The organism is Roseateles sp. NT4, from assembly GCF_051857475.1.
Classification (GTDB): domain Bacteria; phylum Pseudomonadota; class Gammaproteobacteria; order Burkholderiales; family Burkholderiaceae_C; genus Pelomonas.
On sequence record NZ_JBPZGZ010000002.1, the window covers coordinates 711,967 to 731,858 of the forward strand.

The following is a 19,892-nucleotide window of genomic DNA, read 5'->3' on the forward strand; positions in this document are numbered from 1 at the left end:
CGGGCTTTCAGGCCTTGTTGACGCCACCGGGGAAGCGGGCGCGGATGGCGTCCATCCAGCCCAGCAGGCCCAGGGTCTCGGCATGCGGCATGCGCGGGCTCTCCACCCGACCGGCGCGTACGCATGCCTGGGCCTCGGCAATCTCACCTTCGAAACCGTTGATGACGAAGGGGGCAGCGATGCGCTCGGCCGGCTGCTTGCGCGTGACCACCTCCACCGCCTCGGCCTGCCAGAAGTCCAGCGGGAAACGCAGGCCGGACTTGGAGCCGATGGCCTCGAAGGCGTTCACCGAGGCCGCGTCGAAGCCGCAGCGGAACTGCGAGGTCACGCCGCCGGGGAAATGCAGGGTCACGTTGACGGCGGCATCGACGCCGGTCGGCGCCATCTTGGCCTGCACATCCATGGACTCGGGCTCGGGGCAGATGCCGCCATTCATCTGCTGCAGCACCCAGCGCGTCACGGCCAGGTTGTAGATGCCGATGTCCCACAGCGCGCCGCCCGCCAAGGCCGGGTTCCACTGGCGGTGCAGGGGGTCGTAGTTGGCGGCGAAGCAGAAGCTGGACTGCATGGCACGCAGCTCGCCGATGGCGCCTTCGCGCAGCAGGCGGCCGGCCACCTCGTAGGCCGGCAGGAAGCGTGTCCACAGTGCCTCCATCAGGAAGACGCCCTTGCTGCGCGCCAGCTCGATGAGGGCGGCACCCTCGGCGCGCGTCGTCACCAGCGGCTTCTCGCACAGCACCGGCTTGCCCGCCTCCAGCGCGGCGCGGATGTACTCGCCATGGTTGGAATGCGGCGTGGCGATGTAGACGGCGTCGATGGAAGGATCGGCCAGCAGGTCTGGCAACGCTGTCGTCACGCGCGCCGGCTCACCGTCGCCCTTCCACTGCTCGGCATAGGCCTGGCCCTTGGCGGCGTCACGCGCGAACACGGCGGCGAGGCGTGCACCCGGCACGGCGGCGAGGGCGCCGGCAAAACGGTTGGCGATGCCGCCGGGGCCGATGACGCCCCAGCGGAAGATGTCGTGGTCATGGGCCATGGCTGAGCGCTTTCACAAGATCGGATTGGGTGAGGATGCCGACGAGGCGGGCCTGCTCGCCGACGATGGGGATGTGGTGGTGGCCGGTGGCCGAGAACAGCGGCACCAGCTCGGCGATGGCGCGCTCGGCGCTGGCCACGCGCACCTGGCGGCTCATGATCTGGCCGACCACCTCGGGCTTGGTCGAATGCGTGGCGGGCGAGGGCTTCAGCAGGGCCTGCAGCCGGCCGGCCAGGCCTTCGCGCTGCTCGGCGTCCGCGGCGCGCATGAAGTCGGCCCGCGTGACAATGCCGACGATGCGCTGCACGCGGTCCACCACCGGCAGGGCCTTGATGCGATGCTGCTGCAGCAGGGCCCAGGCCTCGGCCAGCGGCGTGCCGAACTCGACCGTGATGACCGGCGCGGACATGATGTCGGTGCAGCGCAGGCCGCCCAGGCGGTTGCGGTAGCTCAGCAGCTCGGCCTCGTGCAGCAGGTCGGCGAGGTCGTCGCGCGGCACGTCCAGCACCTGGTTGTAGCGGGCCAGCACGGCGTCCAGCTCGGCGTCACCGAAGCGCGGCGGCGCCAGGGTCGCACCGGGCGCTGCCGGCGCCGGCGTCACGTTCTGGGCGTGCGGATAGCGCCGGCCGGTCAGCGTGTTGTAGGCCATGCCGGCCAGCACCAGCAGCACGGAGTTCAGCGCCACCGGCACAAAAGCGAAATGCCAGTCGTGGGTGGCCGTCAGCACCATCAGCAGGCTGGCAGCGCCGCCGGGCGGGTGCAGGCAGCGCAGAGTGAACATGACGCCGATGGCGAGCGCCACCGCGATGGCCGCGACGGCTACCGGCGGCAAGGGCAGCCAGTTCATGCAGGCGATGCCGACCAGGGCCGACAGCGTGTTGCCGCCCACGGCCGCCCAGGGCTGGGCCAGCGGGCTGGCCGGCACGCCGAAGACGAGGACGGCACTGGCGCCCAGCGGCGCGACCAGCCAGGGCAGGCCCGGCCCCATCGTCAGCTGGCTCAGCAGGCCGGCCAGCAACAGACCCAGGCAGGCGCCAACGACGACACGCAGGCGCTCGCGCGCATTGACCGCCTGCGGCGCGGGCCGCAGCGCGTTCAGCAGGGCGAGAACTCGGTCAGGCAGAGAGACGGCAGTGGTCATGCGGGCGGCTGGGCATCAAGGCCAAGCCGCCGATTGTGTCCGCCACCGGCCGCCACGCCGGTTCAACCGAGTTTCAGATAACCCGTCAGGCCTTGGCCAGCAGGCCGTTCATCTTCACCTTCAGGGCCTGGGCCTGGGCACGGCGCTCCTTGGTCGCGGCGCGCTGGTAAGCGGCCTCGGCCTTTTCGCGCAGGGCCACGGCTCTCTCCAGGGCCTCCTGGTAGCGCTCGATGGTGTAGGTGTTCTCGGTGCCGATGTAGACGCTGCGGGCCAGCGGCGTTTCGCCGAAGCGCGGCAGGGTCACGGCGAAGCTGCAATCACGCACACGGCTGCCGGCGCGCTGGCGCACGATGGGGCCGGAGATGCCGGAAGGCAGGTCGCTCTGCTTCTTGCGGCTGGGCGTGCGGCGCAGGCGCGACGGCGCCGGCAGCGTCGCGATGCGCTTGAGCAGTTCCTTGGTGGCCATGGCCAGGGCACGGCGGGCACCGCTGCCGTCCTGGCTGTGGTCGGAGTAGAGCTTGGTGCCGCCGTAGCGAAGCTGCCAGCCATGGGTCGACAAATGGTCGATTCTTTGAATGCATTGCGGCACGACAAAGTGCTCGCCGCTGAAGATCACGACATCACGGGTATTCATCACTGCCCCCAGTCCATCCAGCCCGCCTGTTGCGTCTTTGCGCGGCGGGTCTACTAACGCCCCTCTGATACGGACTGAGTTTATGGGGGTTTATGGGGGTGACGCGAATTTATGACTGCATGGAAACAGTTTCATCATCAACCCGTCAGCTCGCGGACAGCTAAGCGCGTGGTCGTACGGGTTCACCCGGATCTTTGACCTGCCAAAACCGGCGCGAACAGTTCCATGACGCGCAGTTGGGCACCACTGCGGTTGAACACCGAATTGCGTGACCACAGCATCTGTGGTGAGGGCGGCTGGCCGGTGGCGGCCAGCCACTGGCGCTCGGCATGGCGGCGCGTGTGGCCGTGGCGGGACAGGCGGCGCGGCTGCAGCTCACTGCGATGGATGCGGTAGTCGTCGTAGAGCAGATGGGCCAGCGGGCGGGTGCCCAGGCCCTTCAGCGCCCGCCAGGGGCCGGTGGTGGCGCGCTGGTGCACGGCGGAGCGCGCCCAGACCAGAGGCTGACCGTCGACACGCAGGATGACCTCGCGCACCACGGTCAGGCCGCGCGGCGGCAGGCCCAGGGCCGCGCGCTCCAGGGCGCGAAAAGGCGCCACGCCCTGGCGCAGCACCTGCACCTCGAAGCGCTCACCCAGGCGCGCCAGCCGGCGGCTCAACGACCCCGGCGCCCGCAGCCAGTCGCGCAGGCTGTCTCGTGTTGCGATGCCCACTTCAGCCGAATTCTTTACCGAGTTCCGTGGCGCGTTTTTGCGCGGCCAGCACGGCGCGCTGGATGGCGGCGTCGACACCGTCCGCCTGCATGGACGTGATGGCCGCGTGCGTGGTGCCGCCCTTGCTCGTCACGCGCTCGCGCAGCGTTGCCGGCGACTCGTCCGAGCCCAGGCCCAGGGCGGCCGCGCCGGCACAGGTGGCCAGTGCCAGGCGCTTGCCCTGGTCGGCGGTCAGGCCCATGTCGACGGCCGCGGCCATCATGGCTTCGACGAAGAAGAAGAAATAGGCCGGGCCCGAGCCCGACAGGGCCGTCACCGCGTCGAGGTCGTCCTCGTGCTCCACCCACAGGCTCTGGCCGGTCGGCGCCAGCAGGCGCTCGATGGTGGCCCGCTCCTGCGCGGACACGGCCGACCGTGCATACAGGCCGGCGATGCCCTTGCCGATCAGCGCCGGCGTGTTGGGCATGGAGCGCACGACGCGTTCGCTGCCGGTGGCGGCGACGAGGGATTCCGAGCGGATGCCCGCCATGACCGACAGATGCAGGGCGCCACCGACCCAGGCCTTGACAGGCTCGGCTGCCGCGCCGAAGAGCTGGGGCTTGACGGCCCACACGACGCACGAGGCGCCGGCCAGGCTGGCGTCGCCTGCCGCCAGCGCCGCGACGCCGAACTGGCCGACGAGCTTCTCGCGCTGCGGGGCATAGGGCTCGACGACGATGAACTGGGCGGGCTTCATGCCGGCGCGCAACAGCCCGCCGATGATGGCGCTGGCCATGTTGCCGCCACCGATGAAGGCGATGGTTTCTGCATTCATGGGGCGGAAGTCTAGGGCCGCTTGTCGCGGAGCTGACGAGAAACAAAGCAGCGACGTGGGGCGGCTATCGTTGCGGCTCATGAGCCTCACACGCCCCGCCCGCCGCTCGCTGCTGCTCCTGTGTGCCCTGACCCTCGCCGGCTGCGCCGGCGGCCCGCCCACGCCCAAGCCCTGGGCCGAGACGGCGACCCAGGAGCTGCATCTGTCCCTGGCCAGCTTCGAGGTGCAGGGGCGGCGCGTCAACGTCACGCGCAGCGCCGGCGCGCCGGCAGCCCAGCCTGTCATCGTCTACCTGCCCGGCCTGGGCCAGGGCAGCGATGCCGGCCAGCGCTGGGCGGCGTCCTGGGCCCTGGCCGGCTACACGGTGCTGGGCGTGCAGCCGCTGGAGGCCGACGCGGCCGCCTGGCGCTCGGAGCTGGCCCGCACCGGCGAATTCCGCGAGCTCGGCCGGCTGCACTATGGCGACGCCTTGCGCGCCGACCGCCTCGACGCGCTGCGCCGGCTGCAGCCAGCCCTGCGTGCCGCCCAGCCGGCCCTGGACTGGGGCCATGCCGCCCTGGCCGGCTATGAAACCGGCGCGCAGACCGCCCTCGACGCGCGGGCCGACGGCGGCTGGCAGGCCGTCGTCGCCATCAGCCCGCCGGCCATGCGGGCCCCGGCCGGTGGTGCGGCCACGCTGCTGATCACCAGCGAGCTCGACCAGGACCCGCTCGGCCTGCTGCAACGCCCCGGCGAGCGCCGGCAGGCCTTCGACAGCCTGGCGCCCGGCAGCGGCTGGCTGCTGAGCCTCGGCGCCGTCTCGCATGCGGCCCTGGCAGGCACGATGGCCCCCGAGGGCTGGCACGTCCAGGACCAGCACCGCGGCCAGGTCCCCCTGCCCGGTGCCGGCCGCGGACGCGGCGCGGGGGGTGGCGAGGGCGGCGGCATGCACGGCCCGCAAGGCGGCGGCTCGCGCGGCCCGCGCAGCGGCAGCGCCACCGAAGCGGCCCAGTCCGACGTGGGCGACGGTTTCCGGATCAGCCATGCCTTTCTCGATGCCCAGTTGCGCGGCGCGGCATTGCCCGCCAGCGGCCTGCTGATCGCCCGCTGACCTCCTTACACTGCGCCGCCATCGGCACGGAGGAGAGGCATGGGGGCGACGGACGAACTGGATGAGCTGCTGCTGCAGGATGCGCTGCTCGAATCGCTGGAGAAACCGGTCTGGGGGCTGTTCGGCCTGACCCTGGCCGCCGTCATCGGCCTGATGGGTCATTTCACGGCCCTCGCCGTCGTGGGCTGGATGGCAACCTGGGTCCTCGGCCCCTGGGTCATCAGCCGCGCGGCGCCGGCGCTGGACACCTCGCCCCTCGTCAAATACCCGCTGTTCCTGAGCTGCGCCGTGCCCTTCCTGAGCCTGCTGGCGCCCCTGTATGTGTGGCAGGCCTCCAAGACCCGGCGCGAAGAGCTGGCCACCGGCATCCGCCAGGCCGAGCTGCGCGAGCGGCGGCGCGGCCCTGCGCCGGCTGACGCTGCGGCCGCACCAGCGGCGCCGCGTGCCCCCATCCAGGAGGCCCTGCCCATCGTGCGTGGCGTGGCCAACGGCCTCGGAGCCGACGGCAACGAGCTGGAGATGCGTGTGACCCCGGGGCAGCTGCCGGACCACATCCCCAACGAGCCCGGCATGCTGCCGCCGGCGCGGGCCACGGGCGGCGTCTTCATCGTCGGCTATCACGTCGATGCGGGTTCCCACTGGACCTCGGTCGGCCGCGACGAGATGCGCGCGGCGGGCATGAACCTGGACGTGCTGCACCGCCAGTCCCTGTCCAACCTGATGAAGCTCGTGAAGGGCCAACCCGGCCTGAGGCTGGTCGAGAACCCGCCCTACTACGGCCTGCTGCTGGATGGCGACCACGAGGCCTGCCTGGTGTTGCTGGACGGCCTGTGGGACCACCTGTTCGCCGACAAGACGCCCAACGGCGCCGTCGTCGCCATCCCGTCGCGCGACGTGCTGGCTTTCTGCGACGCCAACTCGGCCGAAGGCATTGCCGCGCTGCGCGAAGCCAACCGCCGCATCGGCACCGACGCCACGGGCGCCCTCACCCAGCAGCTGCTACGCCGCCGCGACGGGCGCTGGACAGTTCTTGAATCCTGAATCCGAGGCAAGTCTCATGTTTTTGCCCTGGCCTCGATTGGATGAGACATCCGCTATGCCGCTTGGTTTGAAAACCACATCGATCCGGATTTGCCTCGCCAGCGCCATGCTGGCGGGCGGACTTGCGGGCTGCGGTGCGCCCTTGCCTTTTGGTCTGGAAGCTGAGACCCAGAAAACGGCGCAGGAGCGGTACACCAAGGCCAAGACGCTGTTTGAGGAGCGGTGCAAGACGGCCGGCGTGGTGATCAAGCGGACGGTCAAGGATGTGGAAGGCATCGAACTCATCAAGATCCGGCAGCCGATTCCTTGGGGTGGGAAGGAGTATTTCGATGCGATGTATCCCGAGGCGGCTATGGCTGGCGAGCACCGGGGAGATGACTACATCAAGCAGTTCTTGATGAGCGAATTCGTCGAGCCGTCGCAACCAGATAGGAGAGGCGGTCTTGGCCCTCCTACGAAGGAGAAGCAGGTCACACGCCCCGGAGCCAGGAAGGGCTACGCGTTCGTTGAATACGTCGGCCCAAGTGACGGCCAGCGGTATCGATGCACGCCGGACTGGTCTCTCGACCATCCCAATTGGGTTCCTGGACAGCATCATTGCAGCCCGATTGCCAAGTCCAGTACGCGCTACGCGTTGGACTACGAAGACCTTGTGGTTCCCGAAGACCGCTCGCTCTGGATTGCCGGCACCAAGCTCCGGGTCATCGATAAGCAAACCGGAGAAGTGGTTGCCGAACTAACTCGCTACGTCTGGGATATGGGGTTTGGTTCCGGCGCGACAGGGCGATGGCCTTGGGAATACGCGGCAGTTAGCGGGCGCTCCGAATGCATGCGATTCCCCGGCGTCAAGTCAGACATCAGCCGGAAATTCATTGACACCGTTATCCAACCAAAACAGGGAGATTGAATTAAGGGGACGAACACGAATGCCACGCCTCAAGTCATTCATTCAGCCAGAGCATTTACCGCCCGACTCGTCCAGCACTGCAATAAGTGAAGTCGCACGAGCGCCCCGCCGCACCCCCAGGAGCGTCCTAGTGACCTCCTCCTAATCCTCCAGCCCCAGGAAGCCGCCGCTCTGATGGGCCCAGAGCCGCGCATAGATGCCGTTCTGGGCCAGCAGCTCGGCATGCGTGCCCTGCTCGACGATGCGGCCGGCGTCCATGACCACCAGGCGGTCCAGCGCCGCGATGGTGGACAGGCGGTGCGCGATGGCGACCACGGTCTTGCCCTCCATCAGCGAGTACAGCGACTGCTGGATGGCGGCCTCGACCTCGCTGTCCAGCGCGCTCGTCGCCTCGTCCAGCAGCAGGATGGGCGCGTCCTTCAGCATCACGCGGGCGATGGCGATGCGCTGGCGCTGCCCGCCCGACAGCTTGACGCCGCGCTCGCCGACATGGGCCTCGAAGCCGGTGCGGCCCTTGGGGTCGGACAGGGTCGCGATGAACTCGTCGGCGTGGGCCCGCACGGCGGCGCGCTGCATGTCATCGGCGGCAGCGTCGGGGCGGCCGTAGAGGATGTTGTCGGCCACCGAGCGGTGCAGCAGCGAGGTGTCCTGCGTGACCATGCCGATGTGGCGGCGCAGCGAGTCCTGGGTCACGCCGGCGATGTCCTGGCCGTCGATGAGGATGCGGCCACCGTTCTCCGGCAGGTCGTACAGGCGCAGCAGCAGGTTCACGAGGGTGCTCTTGCCGGCGCCGCTGCGGCCCACCAGGCCGATCTTCTCGCCCGGCTTGATGGTCAGGTCCAGGCCGTCGACGACGACCTTGCCGTTGGGGTAGTGGAAGCGCAGCTTCTCGAAATGCACCTCTCCCTTGCTGACCTCGAGTTCCCTGGCACCGGCCGCATCCAGCACCGTCTGCGGCTTGGCCAGCGTGGCCAAGCCGTCCTGCACCGTGCCCACATGCTCGAACAGCGAGGCCATCTCCCACATGATCCAGTGCGAGATGCCGTTCAGACGCATGGCCATGGCGGTGGCCGCGGCAACGGCGCCGACGCCGATGGCCGACACGCCCCACAGCCACAGCGACAGCAGGGCGGTGCTGCCCACCAGCAGGGCCGACAGCACCGTGTTGACGACCTCGAAGCCCGTCACCAGCCGCATCTGGCCATAGGCCGTGACCATGAAGTCCTGCATGGCCGACTTGGCGTAGGAGGCCTCGCGGCGGCCGTGGGCGAAGAGCTTGACGGTGGCGATGTTGGTGTACGCATCGGTGATGCGGCCGGTCATCAGGCTGCGTGCATCGGCTTGCGCCTGGCCGATCTTGCCCAGGCGCGGCACAAAGTAGCGCAGGGCGACAAGGTACAGCGCCAGCCAGGCCGCGAAAGGCGCGATCAGCCAGACGTCGAAGCTGGCGACGATGGCGACCAGGGTGCCGAAGTAGACAGCCACGTAGACCAGGATGTCGACGACGATGAGCCAGGTGTCGCGCACGGCCAGGGCCGTCTGCATGACCTTGGTGGCGATGCGGCCGGCGAACTCGTCGCCGAAGAAGGCCAGGCTCTGGGCCAGCATGCGGCGGTGGAAGACCCAGCGCAGCCGCATCGGGAAGTTGCCGAACACGCCCTGGTATTTGGTCAGGGCCTGCACCGCGGCCAGCACGATGGACACGCCCAGCACGCCCAGCAGCATCAGCACGACGGGCTGGGGCTGGCTCCACAGCTCGGCCGGCTTCTGCGTGGCCAGCCAGTCCACCAGCCGGGCCATCAGGCTGAACAGCAGGGCCTCGGCGGCGGCGATGCCGGCCGTGAACAGCGTGACGACGAAGAGATGGCGCCGCACGCCGTCGGCGCAGCGCCACAGGAAGGCGAAGAAGCTGTTCGGCAGCGCCTCGGGGTGGGCGGTGCCGGCAGTCTCGGGCGAATCTGGATAGGGATCGACGAGGCGCTCGAAGCGCGAGACCAAGGGCTGGAACAACGACATCGGGCTAGTGTCGCCTGACAACGTTGCCAGGGCATGGCAGCAATGCCATGCCGGAACCCGGCCTTACTGGCTCGCGGCGGAAGCCGGAGGCACCGGCACGACGACACCCGGCGACAGCGAGATCTCGTCCACCAGCGTGACGCCGGTGACGAAATAACGTGTCTCACCGAAGCAGGAGGTCGGCAGGCCGACCTTCTCCTCGTAGTGCAGGTTGACGCGCCGGCCCATGACCTTGTTGATGGCCTCGGCGGTGGCCTCGTCATGCACGGTGAACTGGAACTTCTCGACCGAGGCCGTGCCGGGCAGGGACACCAGGGCCTGCTCGCCTTCCCAGGTCTTGCAGACCCAGCCCTTGCGCGAGAACTTCTGCACCCAGCCGGCGCGTTCGCCGCTGGAATAGCTCCAGTGCCAGGCGAAGGCGAACCAGGCTGCGACGAGCAGCAGCAGGGCGACGAAGAACAGGGCGAGCTTCAGGCGCATGGCGATGGGAGGGAGCCGGGGGCGCGGCGATTGTGCTTCAGGTCATGCCCATGACCATCATGGCCAGGCCGACGATGCTGACCGTCCAGACGCCCGTGCGCACGAAGGGAACGCCGATCACATAGACCGGCACATAGATGACCCGCGCCCACAGGAAGACCTGGGCGCCCAGCAGCACGCGCTCGTTGGTCGCACCCGCGGCCTGAGCGACCAGGGCCAGGGCCGCGAAGAACAGCAGGTTCTCCAGGCTGTTGGCCGCCGCGCGCTGGGCGCGGCCGGCCAGCGGCGTCGCCTCGGGCAGGTTGTCGCGGTTGCCGAAGGCCAGCATCAGCCCCTTGGGTGTCCAGGCCTTGGCCCGGATCAGGCTCGCAACGAGCACGGTGAGCCAGGTGAGCAGCGTCATGCAGACGACGAGGGACAGCAGCTTGGGCATCGTGATCTCCTGCGGAGTGGCGGCGTCCAATCGACGCGCCGCGCATCATCCGCCGGAGCCGCCGAAACGCGCCTGCGAGCGAACCCGCGCTTTCTCGGCCTCGATCTCGCGGTTCTTGGGCTCGGCCGTCGTCACCAGCGAAGCGATCAGCGTGCGGGCTTCATCGGCAATCGCCGCTACCGCGTGGTCGAAGGCGGCGGCATTGGCCTGCGACGGCACATTGAAGCCGCTGAGCTTGCGCACGAACTGCAGCGCCGCGTCGCGGATCTCGACCTCGGTGGCCGGGGGCTCGAAGTTGAAGAGGGTGCGGATGTTGCGGCACATGGCAATGAGGTCCGGTGGAGACAATCGGAAGAGATCAGGGGCGGACAACGATTTTCAAATGAATGTTCTCTACTGCAAGCGGGTGGCCACCGCCTGGCTCATCGCCCTCCTCGCGGGCTGCCAGCGTGAAGCCCCTCCGCCAGCGTCGCAACAGGCCGCTTCCGAGGTCGCCAAACCGGTGGGTGCCGTTGACGACACACCACGGGCGTTGACGGATGAAGTCATTGCCCGCACGAGCGTCGCCATTCCCGTTGGCGACTCGGGCCGGCTGATGGTGATTCCCACCGGCCAAGATGCACCGGATCAATACGTCCGGGTGTCACCCGGCCCTGTGCTGGCACCCGATGTCGAGCATCGATTGCTCGTTGCCCAGGGCGTGGGCATCACCGAAGGCGGAGAGCCATACGACGGACATGCTTCAGGCGGCAATCTGGGCCTCTTCGAATTCACCCTGAAGCAAGGGCGGTGGCTGCTGACCAGCCAGGTACCGAGCTTCGCTAGGCGGGGCTCCTGGGGAAAGGTCGGCGATCTCCAGGCCCTCGATCTGGGTGGCGGCCGGGTCGGCGTCGCAGTCAACTCCGAGTCCTGTGGCCAGGGTTATTGCGAGAACCTGCTCGAAATCTTCGCCTTGAACGCAAAGGGAGCCGTGCCGGTGCTCTCCGAACCGGTGGTCAATGACTCCGAAGGTTGGAGCGGGCCTTGCGACGACATGGTGAAGGAGGCGATGCAGGCACGCAGCAAGGGAGAGACCGAGCTCGACTGGCGGCTGCGCCATTGCATCGTCGTCCGCGGCGACATGACGATGCAGCGACGCTCGCCCAAGGACTGGCCCGACATCAAGATCGATTTCAGCGGTGAAGCCGTCGACATCGATGAGAAGACCTTCGAGGTGGCCCGAGCGAACAAGGCCACGGCCTTGGTGCTGCGCTACGACGGTCAACGCTACAAGCCCATCAACGGGCGCAACCCGCTTTCCAAGCAGTAGACGAAGGCGGCTTCAGGCGCTGGCAGGGGCTTCCGGATGTCGCTCCCGCCAGGCGCGCAGCTTCTGGCGGTAGTCGTCCATCGCCAGGTCGTGCAGGTCGAAGATGCAGGGCGAGCAACCATTGCCGCAGCAGGCCTCGAAGTCGGGCTCAGGCGGCGGCTCGGGCCTGGGGTCGACGTTGGGGACGGGAGGCGGGGTCATCGGCAGCATCGCCAGCCATTGTGCGGGTGAGCAGAATGTCCCCATGCAGTTCACCGCCCTACCCGAGTCCGACCACCCCCTCGTCATGTTGCGGCCGATTGAAGCCGCCGACCTCCCGGTCTGGTTCGGCTATCTGTCCCTGCCCCTCGTGCACGAACACACGAGCTGGAAGCCCCAGGCGGCAGCAGACCTGGCCCACTACGTTGCCATCGCCCACACGCCGGCTTCGCTGTTCCGGCTGGCCATCGCCGACCGCGCCACGGGGCAGATGGTCGGCTCCATCGGTTTTCACACCGTCTCGCCCGAGAACCGCACAGCCGAGCTGGCCTATGACTTGTCGCCTTCGGCCTGGGGCCAGGGCATTGCCAGCCGGATGGCGCGGACCCTGGTCGACTGGGCGCACGGCCATGTCGGCATGCTGCGCGTGCAGGCGACGGCGCTGAGCTCCAACGCCCGCTCCATGAAGGTGCTGGAGCGCTGCGGCTTCCACCGCGAGGGCCTGCTGCACAGCTACCGCCTGGTCAGGGGCCGGCCGGGCGACTTCTGGATGTTTGCCCATGTCGTGCCGCCCGGCACGGTTGTGGAGGGCTGACCTGCTGCACTTATGTTTTCCTGATGCCCGCGATCTGAGGATCACGCCACACCCGCTTCAACCACAGGAGTCAAGCGTGCTCATCGTCACCACGGAAAACCTCGCCGGCCACCGCGTCACCGAGGTCAAGGGCCAGGTCTTCGGCGTCGTCGTGCGCAGCCGCGGCCTGGCCGGCAACATCCTCGCCGGCCTGCGCTCCATCGTCGGTGGAGAGATTACCGAATACACCCAGCTGCTGGAAGAGGCCCGCCGCCACGCCATCGACCGCATGGTCAAGAACGCCAGCCTGATGGGCGCCAATGCGGTGGTCATGATGCGCTTCGACTCCTCGGAGATGGGTCAGACCATGAGCGAGATCGTCGCCTACGGCACCGCCGTGGTGGTCGAGAAGCAGCCGGCCTGACGACACCATGCTGCGCACCCTGCTGCTCATCGTGGCGCTGGCCGTCGGCGTGATCGGCCTGGGCGCCCATCTGGCCGGCCACCGCGACGCGATGCCCGCCGCCCTCTGGGGTTTCGCCATCGCCGTCGCCGTGCTGGTGGAACGCTGGCGCTATCGTTCCCGCAACGCGGGGGTCGATGGCGACTGGCAGAAGACCGAGGAGCGTTTTGTCGACCCCGAGTCCGGGCAGACCCTGCAGGTCTTGTACAACCCACGCACCGGCGAACGCCGCTACGAACCCGACAACCATGCCTGAACGCCGCCGCAGCTTCGCCATCAAGGCCGAGATCGCCGACCCGGACGCCAGCAGTTGGGCCTTTGCCGCGCAGAAGACCATGTACGACGGCAAGCGCATCGCCGTCGGCGACGTGATCTATCTCTTCGCCAGCGAGAACGAAGGCGGCGCCGGCCTGGTGGCACGCGGTGTCGTCACCTCGGCCGAAGACACGCCCCGCATGCCCGACGTGGAGCGGCAGACGCCGCGGGTCAGCATCACCGTCAAGCGCACGGCCTCCGCCACGCGCCGCCTGGGTCGCGCCGAACTCAAGCTCTTTGCCGACTGGGATGACGGCCGGCCGGAGACCGAGCTGAACTTCAAGTTCTACCGGCAGGCGACCAACAAGATCGTCGGACTCAGCGACGCGACGGCGGGATTCCTCAGCGGATTCTTTTGACCCGTTCGGTGTCCTTGATGGCCTCGATGCGCTTGTGGATGGCGCGCAGCTCCTGCAGCGGCTGGGAGCGGGACTGCTCCTCCGCCGGCAGCCGCTCGGCCATCTCCATCAGCAACTTGGTGATGACGCCCAGCTGATCGCCATAGCTGGCGACGTCAAAGGCCTGGGCCTCGATGCGCGCATCACCGGCTTGCGGCTTGATGGCATTGAAGAACCAGTCCAGCCGCGGCTCGATCTCCTGAGCCACATCACCGCTGAAAGGCAGGCGCACTTGCGGCGCCCAGAGCCAGAACCAAGGAAACATCGTGTTCTCTCCCTGCACGCCGGGACAGCGGGCGTGTGGCGCGATGGTGTCTGAGATGGGCCGGCTTGGCGAGGCCCCAGAATGCCTTCGTGCCCCGCTTCATGCTCGACCGACAAGTCCTGGTACCCGCTGGTTATGCCGAGCGGTCGTGCGTGCTGGTGAAGTACCGCCTGCCGCTGCTTCGGCATTGCTTCGTTCTTTGCCACGAGCAGCAGGAGCCGCCAGATTCCTCGGCCGAGCTGATGAGCTTCTTCATCTGCGAGGCAGAACGTCTGGCTCTGGCGTCGGTTGGAGATGCGCAAGCCTTCATGCTGATCCATAGCGGCAGCTCGATCCGCAAGCGCCCCAACTGGCATCTGCATGTCTTTGTCGTGCAGCACCGCTGGCAGAAGGCGTGGGTCTATACCGTGCTGGGCGCCAAGAACTTTGCACTGGCCGTGTACAACTCCGTACGCGCCGGCAGATCGCCTAAAGCCGCGTCCACCCCGCCACCTTGGCATTGAAGAAGCCGCTCTGCTCATAGGCTCGCCGCACCAGCCCCTGCTGGCGCAGCCGGGCCAGGCCGGCGTTGAGCTGGTCGAGCAGCCGCGGCCCGAGGGCGTGGGTGGCGGAGACGAGGAAATGGCGCGTGCCGCGCATGCTGACCTTGAGACCCGGGATGGGCACGAGGCGCACGCCGTCCACCACCAGGGCCATGTCGGGCGTGGGCTGGAAGGGAGCCAGCAGCAGGTCGGCGCGGCCCTGCTGCAGCATGCGCGGCATCAGGTTCCAGCTGGCCACGTGCTGCAGATTCGCCATGCCCAGCTGCTCCAGCGTCTGCCAGTCGACCCGCCAGGTGTTGTTGCTGAGCACGCGCAGCTGTTGCACGTCGCGCAGTTGGCGAGCGGCCAACGCCTGTGCGTTGCCGGGCGTGGTGTAGAGGCCGGCCTCGAACTCGCCTTCCAGCAGCACCGCGTCACTGAACAGCAGGCCGTCGGGTTGGGGAAAGTCTTCGCGCCAGTAGGTGGTGGCGCTGCAGGCCGCATGGCCGATGCGCAGCTCGGCCTGCAGGCGCTGGCTGGTGGGCATGGGGGCCATGCTCAGGCGAAGCTTGCGGTCCTGGCGGGCCAGGGCCTGGTGGATGAGCACCACCTCGACGACGTCGCGACGCGACAAGGCGCCGCCGTAGTCGGTGATGGCGGCCGGGTCGCGGCCGGCCAGGAAGCGCTGGTAGTCCAGCAGCACATCGTCCGGGATCAGGGCCGGCAGCAGGGGCTCACCGGCCGCCCAGGTCGGCAACAGACTCCCGGCCGCCAGGCCCAGCAGACCCCGGCGCCCGAGATGGGTCGTGTCAAACAGGCAATCAGCGATGGCGGACGGGGCGCTCAAGGGCGGGCCTCTTCTCTCGGGGCATGTTTGCCACCGAGGATACGCCCGCCACGCTCATTCGCGGCTCAGTGAACGCCCGCCAACAACGCGGCGTTGCCCCCTGCTGCTGCGGTATTGACGGTCAGCGTCTGCTCGGCCGTGAAGCGGTAGAGCTGGCGCACATGGCCGGCCGCCGTGACCAGCGGCAGGATGGCGCCGGGGCGGGCGGCCAGGGCCTGTGCCAGCACATGGGCCGCCGCCGTGTCTGACGAGGCCAGCGCCACACCGGCGAGCTGAGGCGCGGCGAGCAGGCCCGGCAGCGTGGCGTCGGGCAGCAGCGTCAGGGCGCTGGTGGGCAGGCCGGCACGCAGCAGGGCCTGGCGGGCGCGTTCGTCGCCGCCCAGCCAGATGGCGCTGTTGCCGGCCAGCAGGGCGCTGACGACGGCAGCCAGACCAGCCTCGCCACGGCCGAGCACGGCAAAGACGCCGCGGGCGTGGTGGCGCAGGGTGTTGCTCTCACCGGTGGGGCCGGGCAGGACCAGATCGGCGAGCTGCGTCTGCGCGGCGGTGAAGAGGCCGCGCAGCGTCAGCGATGCGGGCGCATCCAGCGTGTCGGCAGCACGGCGCAGCGTGGCGATGCGGTCGGCCAGCGGCGTGTCGCGCCAGCCGGCGTCGGCGCCGACGGCCAGGGCCTCGCTGCCGCCATTCATGGCCAGCGTGGGCAGCGGTGCGTCGAGCTGCGGCTCGGCGCAGAAGCGACGCAGATAGTCGGGGCCGCCGGCCTTGGGGCCGGTGCCGGACAGGCCTTCGCCGCCAAAGGGCTGTACGCCCACCACCGCGCCGATGATGTTGCGGTTGACGTAGACATTGCCGATGCGGGCCTCGTCGGCCAGGCGCTGGGCGCGGCTGTCGATGCGGGTCTGGATGCCCAGGGTCAGGCCATAGCCCAGGGCGTTGATCTCCTGGATGACGTCGTCGACCGAGTCCTCGAAGCGCACGACGTGCAGCACCGGGCCGAAGATCTCCTCGCCGAGGTGGGCGATGCGCGGCAGCTCGAAGGCGACCGGGCGGATCTGGCGCGGCATGGGCTCGGCCACCGGCGCCTCGGCCAGCAGCTTGGCCTCGCGCTTCAGGCGCTCGACATGCTTGCTGATGTTGGCGTGGGCCTCATCGTCGATGACGGGGCCGACGTCGGTGGCCAGGTGGGCCGGCTGGCCGACGTGCAGCTGCGACAGCGCGCCCTTGAGCATCTCGATGACGCCTTCGGCGATGCTGGACTGCACGCACAGCAGGCGCAGGGCCGAGCAGCGCTGGCCGGCCGAGCGGAAGGCCGATTGCACGACGGCATCGATGACCTGCTCGGGCAGGGCCGTCGAGTCGACCACCATGGCATTCAAGCCACCGGTCTCGGCGATCAGCGGGATGGGCGAATTGGGTTTCTTGGCCAGCGCCTTGTTGATGATCTGGGCGACCATCGTCGAGCCGGTGAAGCAGACACCGGCCGTGTGGGCATGGGCGACGAGGCCGGCGCCAACGGTTTCGCCGGGGCCATGCAGCAGGGCCAGCGCGTCGGCCGGCACGCCGGCGGCATGCAGCAACTCGACCATCTTCAGCGCGACATAGGGCGTCTGCTCGGCCGGCTTGGCGGCGACGCTGTTGCCCACCACCAGCGCGGCGACGACCTGGCCGGCAAAGATGGCCAGCGGGAAGTTCCAGGGGCTGATGCAGACGAAAACGCCGCGGCCTTGCATCAGCGCGGGCTCGGCTTCGGCCTGGTCGGCGTAGTAGCGCAGGAAGTCGACGGCCTCGCGCACCTCGGCAACGCAGTCGGCCTGGGTCTTGAAGGCTTCCTTGACCAGCAGGGCGCAGAACTCGGCCAGGCGGGCGTCGAGGTCGTCAGCGGCGCGGCGCAGGATGGCGGCGCGCTGGGCGACAGGCGTGGCGTTCCACGCACTGAAGCCGGCGTGCAGACGCGTCATCGCGGCGTCGACATCGGCGGCCGAAGCCTCGGGCACGGCACGCACGGGCGTGGTCTCCAGCGCCAGCTGCAGCGGCGCGCGCTGGGCCGGGGCCGTCAGGTCGGCGCCGGTGGAGTTGGCGCGGCCACGGCCCTCGGCGTCGCGGTACAGGTCGGGCGGCAGGGGCAGGGCGCTGCGGGCGCGCACCTCGGTCAGCGGAGAGCCCAGCAGCTCGGGCACCTGCACCGTCGGGTCGGCCAGCTGATGCACGAAGGAGGAGTTGGCGCCGTTCTCGAGCAGGCGGCGCACCAGGTAGGCCAGCAGGTCGCGGTGCTCACCCACCGGGGCGTAGACGCGGCAAGGGATGGAGCCGTCCTTCAGCACCTCACGGTAGACGCCTTCACCCATGCCGTGCAGGCGCTGCATCTCGAAGGGGGCGCCGGTGGCGCGGGCCATCTGCACGATGGCGGCGATGGTGCCGGCGTTGTGGCTGGCGAACTGCGGGTAGATGACGTCGGCGTGCTGGATCAGCGCGCGGGCACAGGCCAGATAGCTCACGTCGGTGTGCTGCTTGTGCGTGAACACCGGGTAGGCGTTCAGGCCCAGCTCCTGGGCGCGCTTGATCTCGCCGTCCCAGTAGGCGCCCTTGACCAGGCGCACCATGAAGCGCAGGCCGTGCTTGCGGGCGATGGCCGCCACTTCGTCGATGACGGCCAGGGCGCGGGTCTGGTAGGCCTGAACGGCCAGGCCGAAGCCGCGCCACTGCGGGTAGGCGACCGCGATCTTGGCGGCCAGCACATCCAGCACGTCCAGCGACAGCTCCAGGCGGTCGACCTCTTCCGCGTCGATGGTCAGGTTGATGTTGGCGCTGGCGGCCAGCTCGATGAGCTGCCACACGCGCGGCAGCAGCTCGGCGAAGACGCGCTCGCGCTGCAGCACCTCGTAGCGGCTGAACAGCGCGCTGAGCTTGATGGAGATGCCGTCGGAAGCCTCCGGCGAGTTCGCGCGCTGGCCGGCGGCGATGGCCTTGATGGCGCCGACATAGGCAGCCTGGTAGCGGCGCGCGTCGTCTTCGGTGCGGGCGCCTTCGCCCAGCATGTCGTAGCTGAAGCGCAATTGCTTCTGCGCCTTGCGGGCGCTGTCGGCCTCGCTCATGGCTTCCTGGATATTGCGGCCCAGCACGAACTGCCGGCCCAGCAGCTGGATGGCACGCACGGTGGCGGCCACCACGGTCTGGGCGCCCAGGCGCTTGAACAGGCCGTTGTCGTCTTCGGCGCCCGGCAGGAAACGCTTGGACATGGAAATGGCCGAGGCCGACAGCGCGGCCAGCATCTTGTGCGGGCTGCCTTCGCTGGCACCGTCGAAGTCGGCGCGGCCCAGTTGGTCAGCCGTCAGCGCAATGGCCGTCGGCGCGTCCGGCACGCGCAGCAGGGCTTCGGCCAGGCGCATCAGGGCCAGGCCCTCGGCGCTGGTGATGGGGTATTCGCGCAGCAGCGATTCCATGGCCCAGAAAGGCGCCGGGTTCTTGCGCACCTGCTCGACCCAGGGGCTGGCCATGGCGATGACGCCGGGCCAGTCCAATGCACCGCCGACGCGTTCGGCCAGGGCCTGCACGACCCCATGCTCGGGCCGGTAGGGATCGGGCAGGCGCGGTTGCTCGGTCGGGGCGGCGAAGGGCGTGGGCATGCGGGTCTCCTGGTGAGGTTTCGCACTCTATCGGCGTGTCACTTGGATTAAATTCCAAGGATTGACGTCGACGCAGAGAAAAATCCAGATGAGCGATGAAGCAGCCAGACTCGACAAGATCGACGAACGCATCTTGCGCGTGTTGCAGGCGGATGGGCGGATTTCCAATCTCAAGCTGGCGGAAACGGTGCATCTGTCGCCGACTGCCGTGCTGGAACGGGTCAAGCGCCTGACGCGCGACGGCTTCATCCTCGGCTACGAGGCGCGGCTGAACCCGGCCAAGCTGGGCGCTGCCATGCTGGTCTTCATCGAGGTGCACCTGGACCGCACGGTGATGGACGTCATGGACAACTTCAAGGCTGCCGTCCAGGCCCGCGCCGAGATCCTGGAATGCCACCTCGTGGCCGGCGGCTTCGACTACCTGCTCAAGACCCGGGTGCGCGACATGGGCGCCTACCGCGAGTTCATCGGCAGCGTGATCTGGACGCTGCCGGGGGTGCGGGAGACGCGCACCTATGCGGTGATGGAAGAGGTCAAGTCGACCAACGCGCTGCCAATCTGACGGCGCGGGCCACCCGCCTACGAACCTTCACCCGGCGACCGGCTGAACAACTGGCTGCCCGCATTGGGCGTCACCCATGCCAGCTTGCTCTCGCAAAAGATGTTCATCCTGGGCTCGTAGCGCTTCGGGTCCTCGGTCGTTCCAACGTAGAGCATGGCCAGGCCTTGATAGGTGGCCGGGTTGGCATTGAAGACCGGTGTGCCGCAGGAGCCGCAGAAATGCTTGGTGGTGCGGTCGGTGGCCTGATAGCGGCTGGTTGCTCCGGCGGTCAGGCGAAAGTCTTTCTCCCGCACCACGACATAGACGCAGAACGGGCCGCCGCTCATGCGCTTGCAGAGGTCGCAGTGGCAGGCCACGACCTGCAGGGGGCGTCCGGCGACTTCATAGCGAAGCTGGCTGCAGGCGCAGCTGCCGCGAAATGCGTTCAGGTGATCGGAGGCTGAGGCGGGTGAAGTCATGGGTCAATCTAGCAGCTGGTGCGGAATGGCCCCCCAGGACGGCCGCGTCGGCGT

Annotated in this window: 24 protein-coding genes; 10 read left to right on the forward strand and 14 right to left on the reverse strand. The window is 68.7% G+C overall.

Annotation, left to right across the window (positions count from 1 at the left end; genetic code table 11):
* Nucleotides 1-7: 7 nt before the first annotated feature.
* The 5 genes from ACS5PN_RS12840 to proC form a co-directional block, all read right to left on the reverse strand.
* Complete coding sequence (locus tag ACS5PN_RS12840) at nt 8-1,036, reverse strand: Gfo/Idh/MocA family protein (protein ID WP_439464348.1); 1,029 nt, start codon at nt 1,034-1,036, stop codon at nt 8-10.
* Nucleotides 1,026-2,177: an HPP family protein gene (locus ACS5PN_RS12845; protein ID WP_439464349.1), complete on the reverse strand. Its 1,152-nt coding sequence runs from the start codon at nt 2,175-2,177 to the stop codon at nt 1,026-1,028. Before ACS5PN_RS12845 ends, ACS5PN_RS12840 begins: the two co-directional genes overlap by 11 nt.
* 85 nt (nt 2,178-2,262) lie before the next feature.
* The gene (locus ACS5PN_RS12850) at nt 2,263-2,811 is read right to left on the reverse strand and encodes a hypothetical protein (RefSeq protein WP_439464350.1); all 549 of its coding nucleotides are present in this window, start codon (nt 2,809-2,811) and stop codon (nt 2,263-2,265) included.
* A 182-nt stretch (nt 2,812-2,993) separates the two neighbouring features.
* A complete protein-coding gene (locus tag ACS5PN_RS12855) occupies nt 2,994-3,524 on the reverse strand; it encodes a chorismate--pyruvate lyase family protein (RefSeq protein ID WP_439464351.1) in 531 nt (176 codons plus the stop codon).
* 1 nt (nt 3,525) lies between these two features.
* On the reverse strand, nt 3,526-4,338 hold the full coding sequence (gene proC, locus ACS5PN_RS12860) for a pyrroline-5-carboxylate reductase (RefSeq protein ID WP_439464352.1): 813 nt from the start codon (nt 4,336-4,338) through the stop codon (nt 3,526-3,528).
* A gap of 79 nt (nt 4,339-4,417) precedes the next feature.
* Here proC and ACS5PN_RS12865 point away from each other — a divergent pair, with 79 nt between their 5' ends.
* Genes ACS5PN_RS12865 through ACS5PN_RS12875 form a run of 3 tightly spaced genes read left to right on the forward strand, consistent with a single transcriptional unit; the run spans nt 4,418 to nt 7,376 of the window.
* Nucleotides 4,418-5,428, forward strand: a complete 1,011-nt coding sequence (locus tag ACS5PN_RS12865) for a hypothetical protein (RefSeq protein WP_439464353.1) — start codon at nt 4,418-4,420, stop codon at nt 5,426-5,428.
* 39 nt (nt 5,429-5,467) lie between these two features.
* Nucleotides 5,468-6,469 (forward strand): hypothetical protein, encoded by a 1,002-nt coding sequence (locus ACS5PN_RS12870; RefSeq protein WP_439464354.1) that lies wholly within the window; start codon nt 5,468-5,470, stop codon nt 6,467-6,469.
* Nucleotides 6,459-7,376, forward strand: coding sequence for a hypothetical protein (locus tag ACS5PN_RS12875; protein WP_439464355.1), 918 nt, complete (start codon nt 6,459-6,461; stop codon nt 7,374-7,376). Before ACS5PN_RS12870 ends, ACS5PN_RS12875 begins: the two co-directional genes overlap by 11 nt.
* 141 nt (nt 7,377-7,517) lie before the next feature.
* Here the strand turns inward: ACS5PN_RS12875 and ACS5PN_RS12880 are convergent, their stop codons facing one another.
* The 4 genes from ACS5PN_RS12880 to ACS5PN_RS12895 all read right to left on the reverse strand — a co-directional run bounded on the left by ACS5PN_RS12880 (nt 7,518) and on the right by ACS5PN_RS12895 (nt 10,629).
* Nucleotides 7,518-9,374 (reverse strand): ABC transporter ATP-binding protein, encoded by a 1,857-nt coding sequence (locus ACS5PN_RS12880; protein WP_439465565.1) that lies wholly within the window; start codon nt 9,372-9,374, stop codon nt 7,518-7,520.
* Between the two features lie 81 nt (nt 9,375-9,455).
* Complete coding sequence (locus ACS5PN_RS12885) at nt 9,456-9,872, reverse strand: hypothetical protein (RefSeq protein WP_439464356.1); 417 nt, start codon at nt 9,870-9,872, stop codon at nt 9,456-9,458.
* Between the two features lie 37 nt (nt 9,873-9,909).
* Nucleotides 9,910-10,305: an MAPEG family protein gene (locus tag ACS5PN_RS12890; protein ID WP_439464357.1), complete on the reverse strand. Its 396-nt coding sequence runs from the start codon at nt 10,303-10,305 to the stop codon at nt 9,910-9,912.
* 45 nt (nt 10,306-10,350) lie between these two features.
* Nucleotides 10,351-10,629, reverse strand: coding sequence for a DUF2277 domain-containing protein (locus ACS5PN_RS12895; protein WP_439464358.1), 279 nt, complete (start codon nt 10,627-10,629; stop codon nt 10,351-10,353).
* Nucleotides 10,630-10,687: 58 nt separating this feature from the next.
* Between ACS5PN_RS12895 and ACS5PN_RS12900 the strand changes: the two genes are divergently transcribed.
* On the forward strand, nt 10,688-11,614 hold the full coding sequence (locus tag ACS5PN_RS12900; protein ID WP_439464359.1) for a hypothetical protein: 927 nt from the start codon (nt 10,688-10,690) through the stop codon (nt 11,612-11,614).
* Nucleotides 11,615-11,626: 12 nt separating this feature from the next.
* Here the strand turns inward: ACS5PN_RS12900 and ACS5PN_RS12905 are convergent, their stop codons facing one another.
* Nucleotides 11,627-11,815, reverse strand: coding sequence for an oxidoreductase-like domain-containing protein (locus tag ACS5PN_RS12905; protein WP_439465566.1), 189 nt, complete (start codon nt 11,813-11,815; stop codon nt 11,627-11,629).
* Between the two features lie 43 nt (nt 11,816-11,858).
* Here ACS5PN_RS12905 and ACS5PN_RS12910 point away from each other — a divergent pair, with 43 nt between their 5' ends.
* The 4 genes from ACS5PN_RS12910 (at nt 11,859) to ACS5PN_RS12925 (ending at nt 13,523) form a co-directional block, all read left to right on the forward strand.
* Nucleotides 11,859-12,407 (forward strand): GNAT family N-acetyltransferase, encoded by a 549-nt coding sequence (locus ACS5PN_RS12910; protein WP_439464360.1) that lies wholly within the window; start codon nt 11,859-11,861, stop codon nt 12,405-12,407.
* Nucleotides 12,408-12,483: 76 nt separating this feature from the next.
* Entirely contained in the window at nt 12,484-12,810 is a 327-nt protein-coding gene (locus ACS5PN_RS12915) for a YbjQ family protein (protein ID WP_439464361.1), read from the forward strand.
* Nucleotides 12,811-12,817: 7 nt separating this feature from the next.
* Nucleotides 12,818-13,105, forward strand: coding sequence for a hypothetical protein (locus ACS5PN_RS12920; protein WP_439464362.1), 288 nt, complete (start codon nt 12,818-12,820; stop codon nt 13,103-13,105).
* Nucleotides 13,098-13,523: a hypothetical protein gene (locus ACS5PN_RS12925; RefSeq protein WP_439464363.1), complete on the forward strand. Its 426-nt coding sequence runs from the start codon at nt 13,098-13,100 to the stop codon at nt 13,521-13,523. The genes ACS5PN_RS12920 and ACS5PN_RS12925 overlap by 8 nt, the downstream gene beginning before the upstream one ends.
* Here ACS5PN_RS12925 and ACS5PN_RS12930 read toward each other — a convergent pair.
* Nucleotides 13,507-13,827 carry a hypothetical protein gene (locus ACS5PN_RS12930; protein ID WP_439464364.1) on the reverse strand — a complete coding sequence of 107 codons (321 nt, stop codon included), beginning with the start codon at nt 13,825-13,827 and terminating at the stop codon, nt 13,507-13,509. The two genes, ACS5PN_RS12925 and ACS5PN_RS12930, sit on opposite strands and share 17 nt — an antisense overlap.
* 89 nt (nt 13,828-13,916) lie before the next feature.
* Between ACS5PN_RS12930 and ACS5PN_RS12935 the strand changes: the two genes are divergently transcribed.
* Nucleotides 13,917-14,330 (forward strand): hypothetical protein, encoded by a 414-nt coding sequence (locus tag ACS5PN_RS12935; protein ID WP_439464365.1) that lies wholly within the window; start codon nt 13,917-13,919, stop codon nt 14,328-14,330.
* On the opposite strand, the gene ACS5PN_RS12940 is transcribed toward ACS5PN_RS12935, so the two are convergent.
* Nucleotides 14,296-15,195, reverse strand: a complete 900-nt coding sequence (locus ACS5PN_RS12940; RefSeq protein WP_439464366.1) for a hypothetical protein — start codon at nt 15,193-15,195, stop codon at nt 14,296-14,298. The genes ACS5PN_RS12935 and ACS5PN_RS12940 overlap by 35 nt on opposite strands.
* Before the next feature lie 65 nt (nt 15,196-15,260).
* On the reverse strand, nt 15,261-18,818 hold the full coding sequence (gene putA / locus ACS5PN_RS12945) for a bifunctional proline dehydrogenase/L-glutamate gamma-semialdehyde dehydrogenase PutA (RefSeq protein WP_439464367.1): 3,558 nt from the start codon (nt 18,816-18,818) through the stop codon (nt 15,261-15,263).
* Between the two features lie 88 nt (nt 18,819-18,906).
* Between putA and ACS5PN_RS12950 the strand changes: the two genes are divergently transcribed.
* Nucleotides 18,907-19,380, forward strand: coding sequence for an Lrp/AsnC ligand binding domain-containing protein (locus ACS5PN_RS12950; protein ID WP_439464368.1), 474 nt, complete (start codon nt 18,907-18,909; stop codon nt 19,378-19,380).
* Between the two features lie 17 nt (nt 19,381-19,397).
* Here the strand turns inward: ACS5PN_RS12950 and ACS5PN_RS12955 are convergent, their stop codons facing one another.
* Nucleotides 19,398-19,838, reverse strand: coding sequence for a GFA family protein (locus ACS5PN_RS12955; protein ID WP_439464369.1), 441 nt, complete (start codon nt 19,836-19,838; stop codon nt 19,398-19,400).
* Nucleotides 19,839-19,892: the final 54 nt, after the last annotated feature.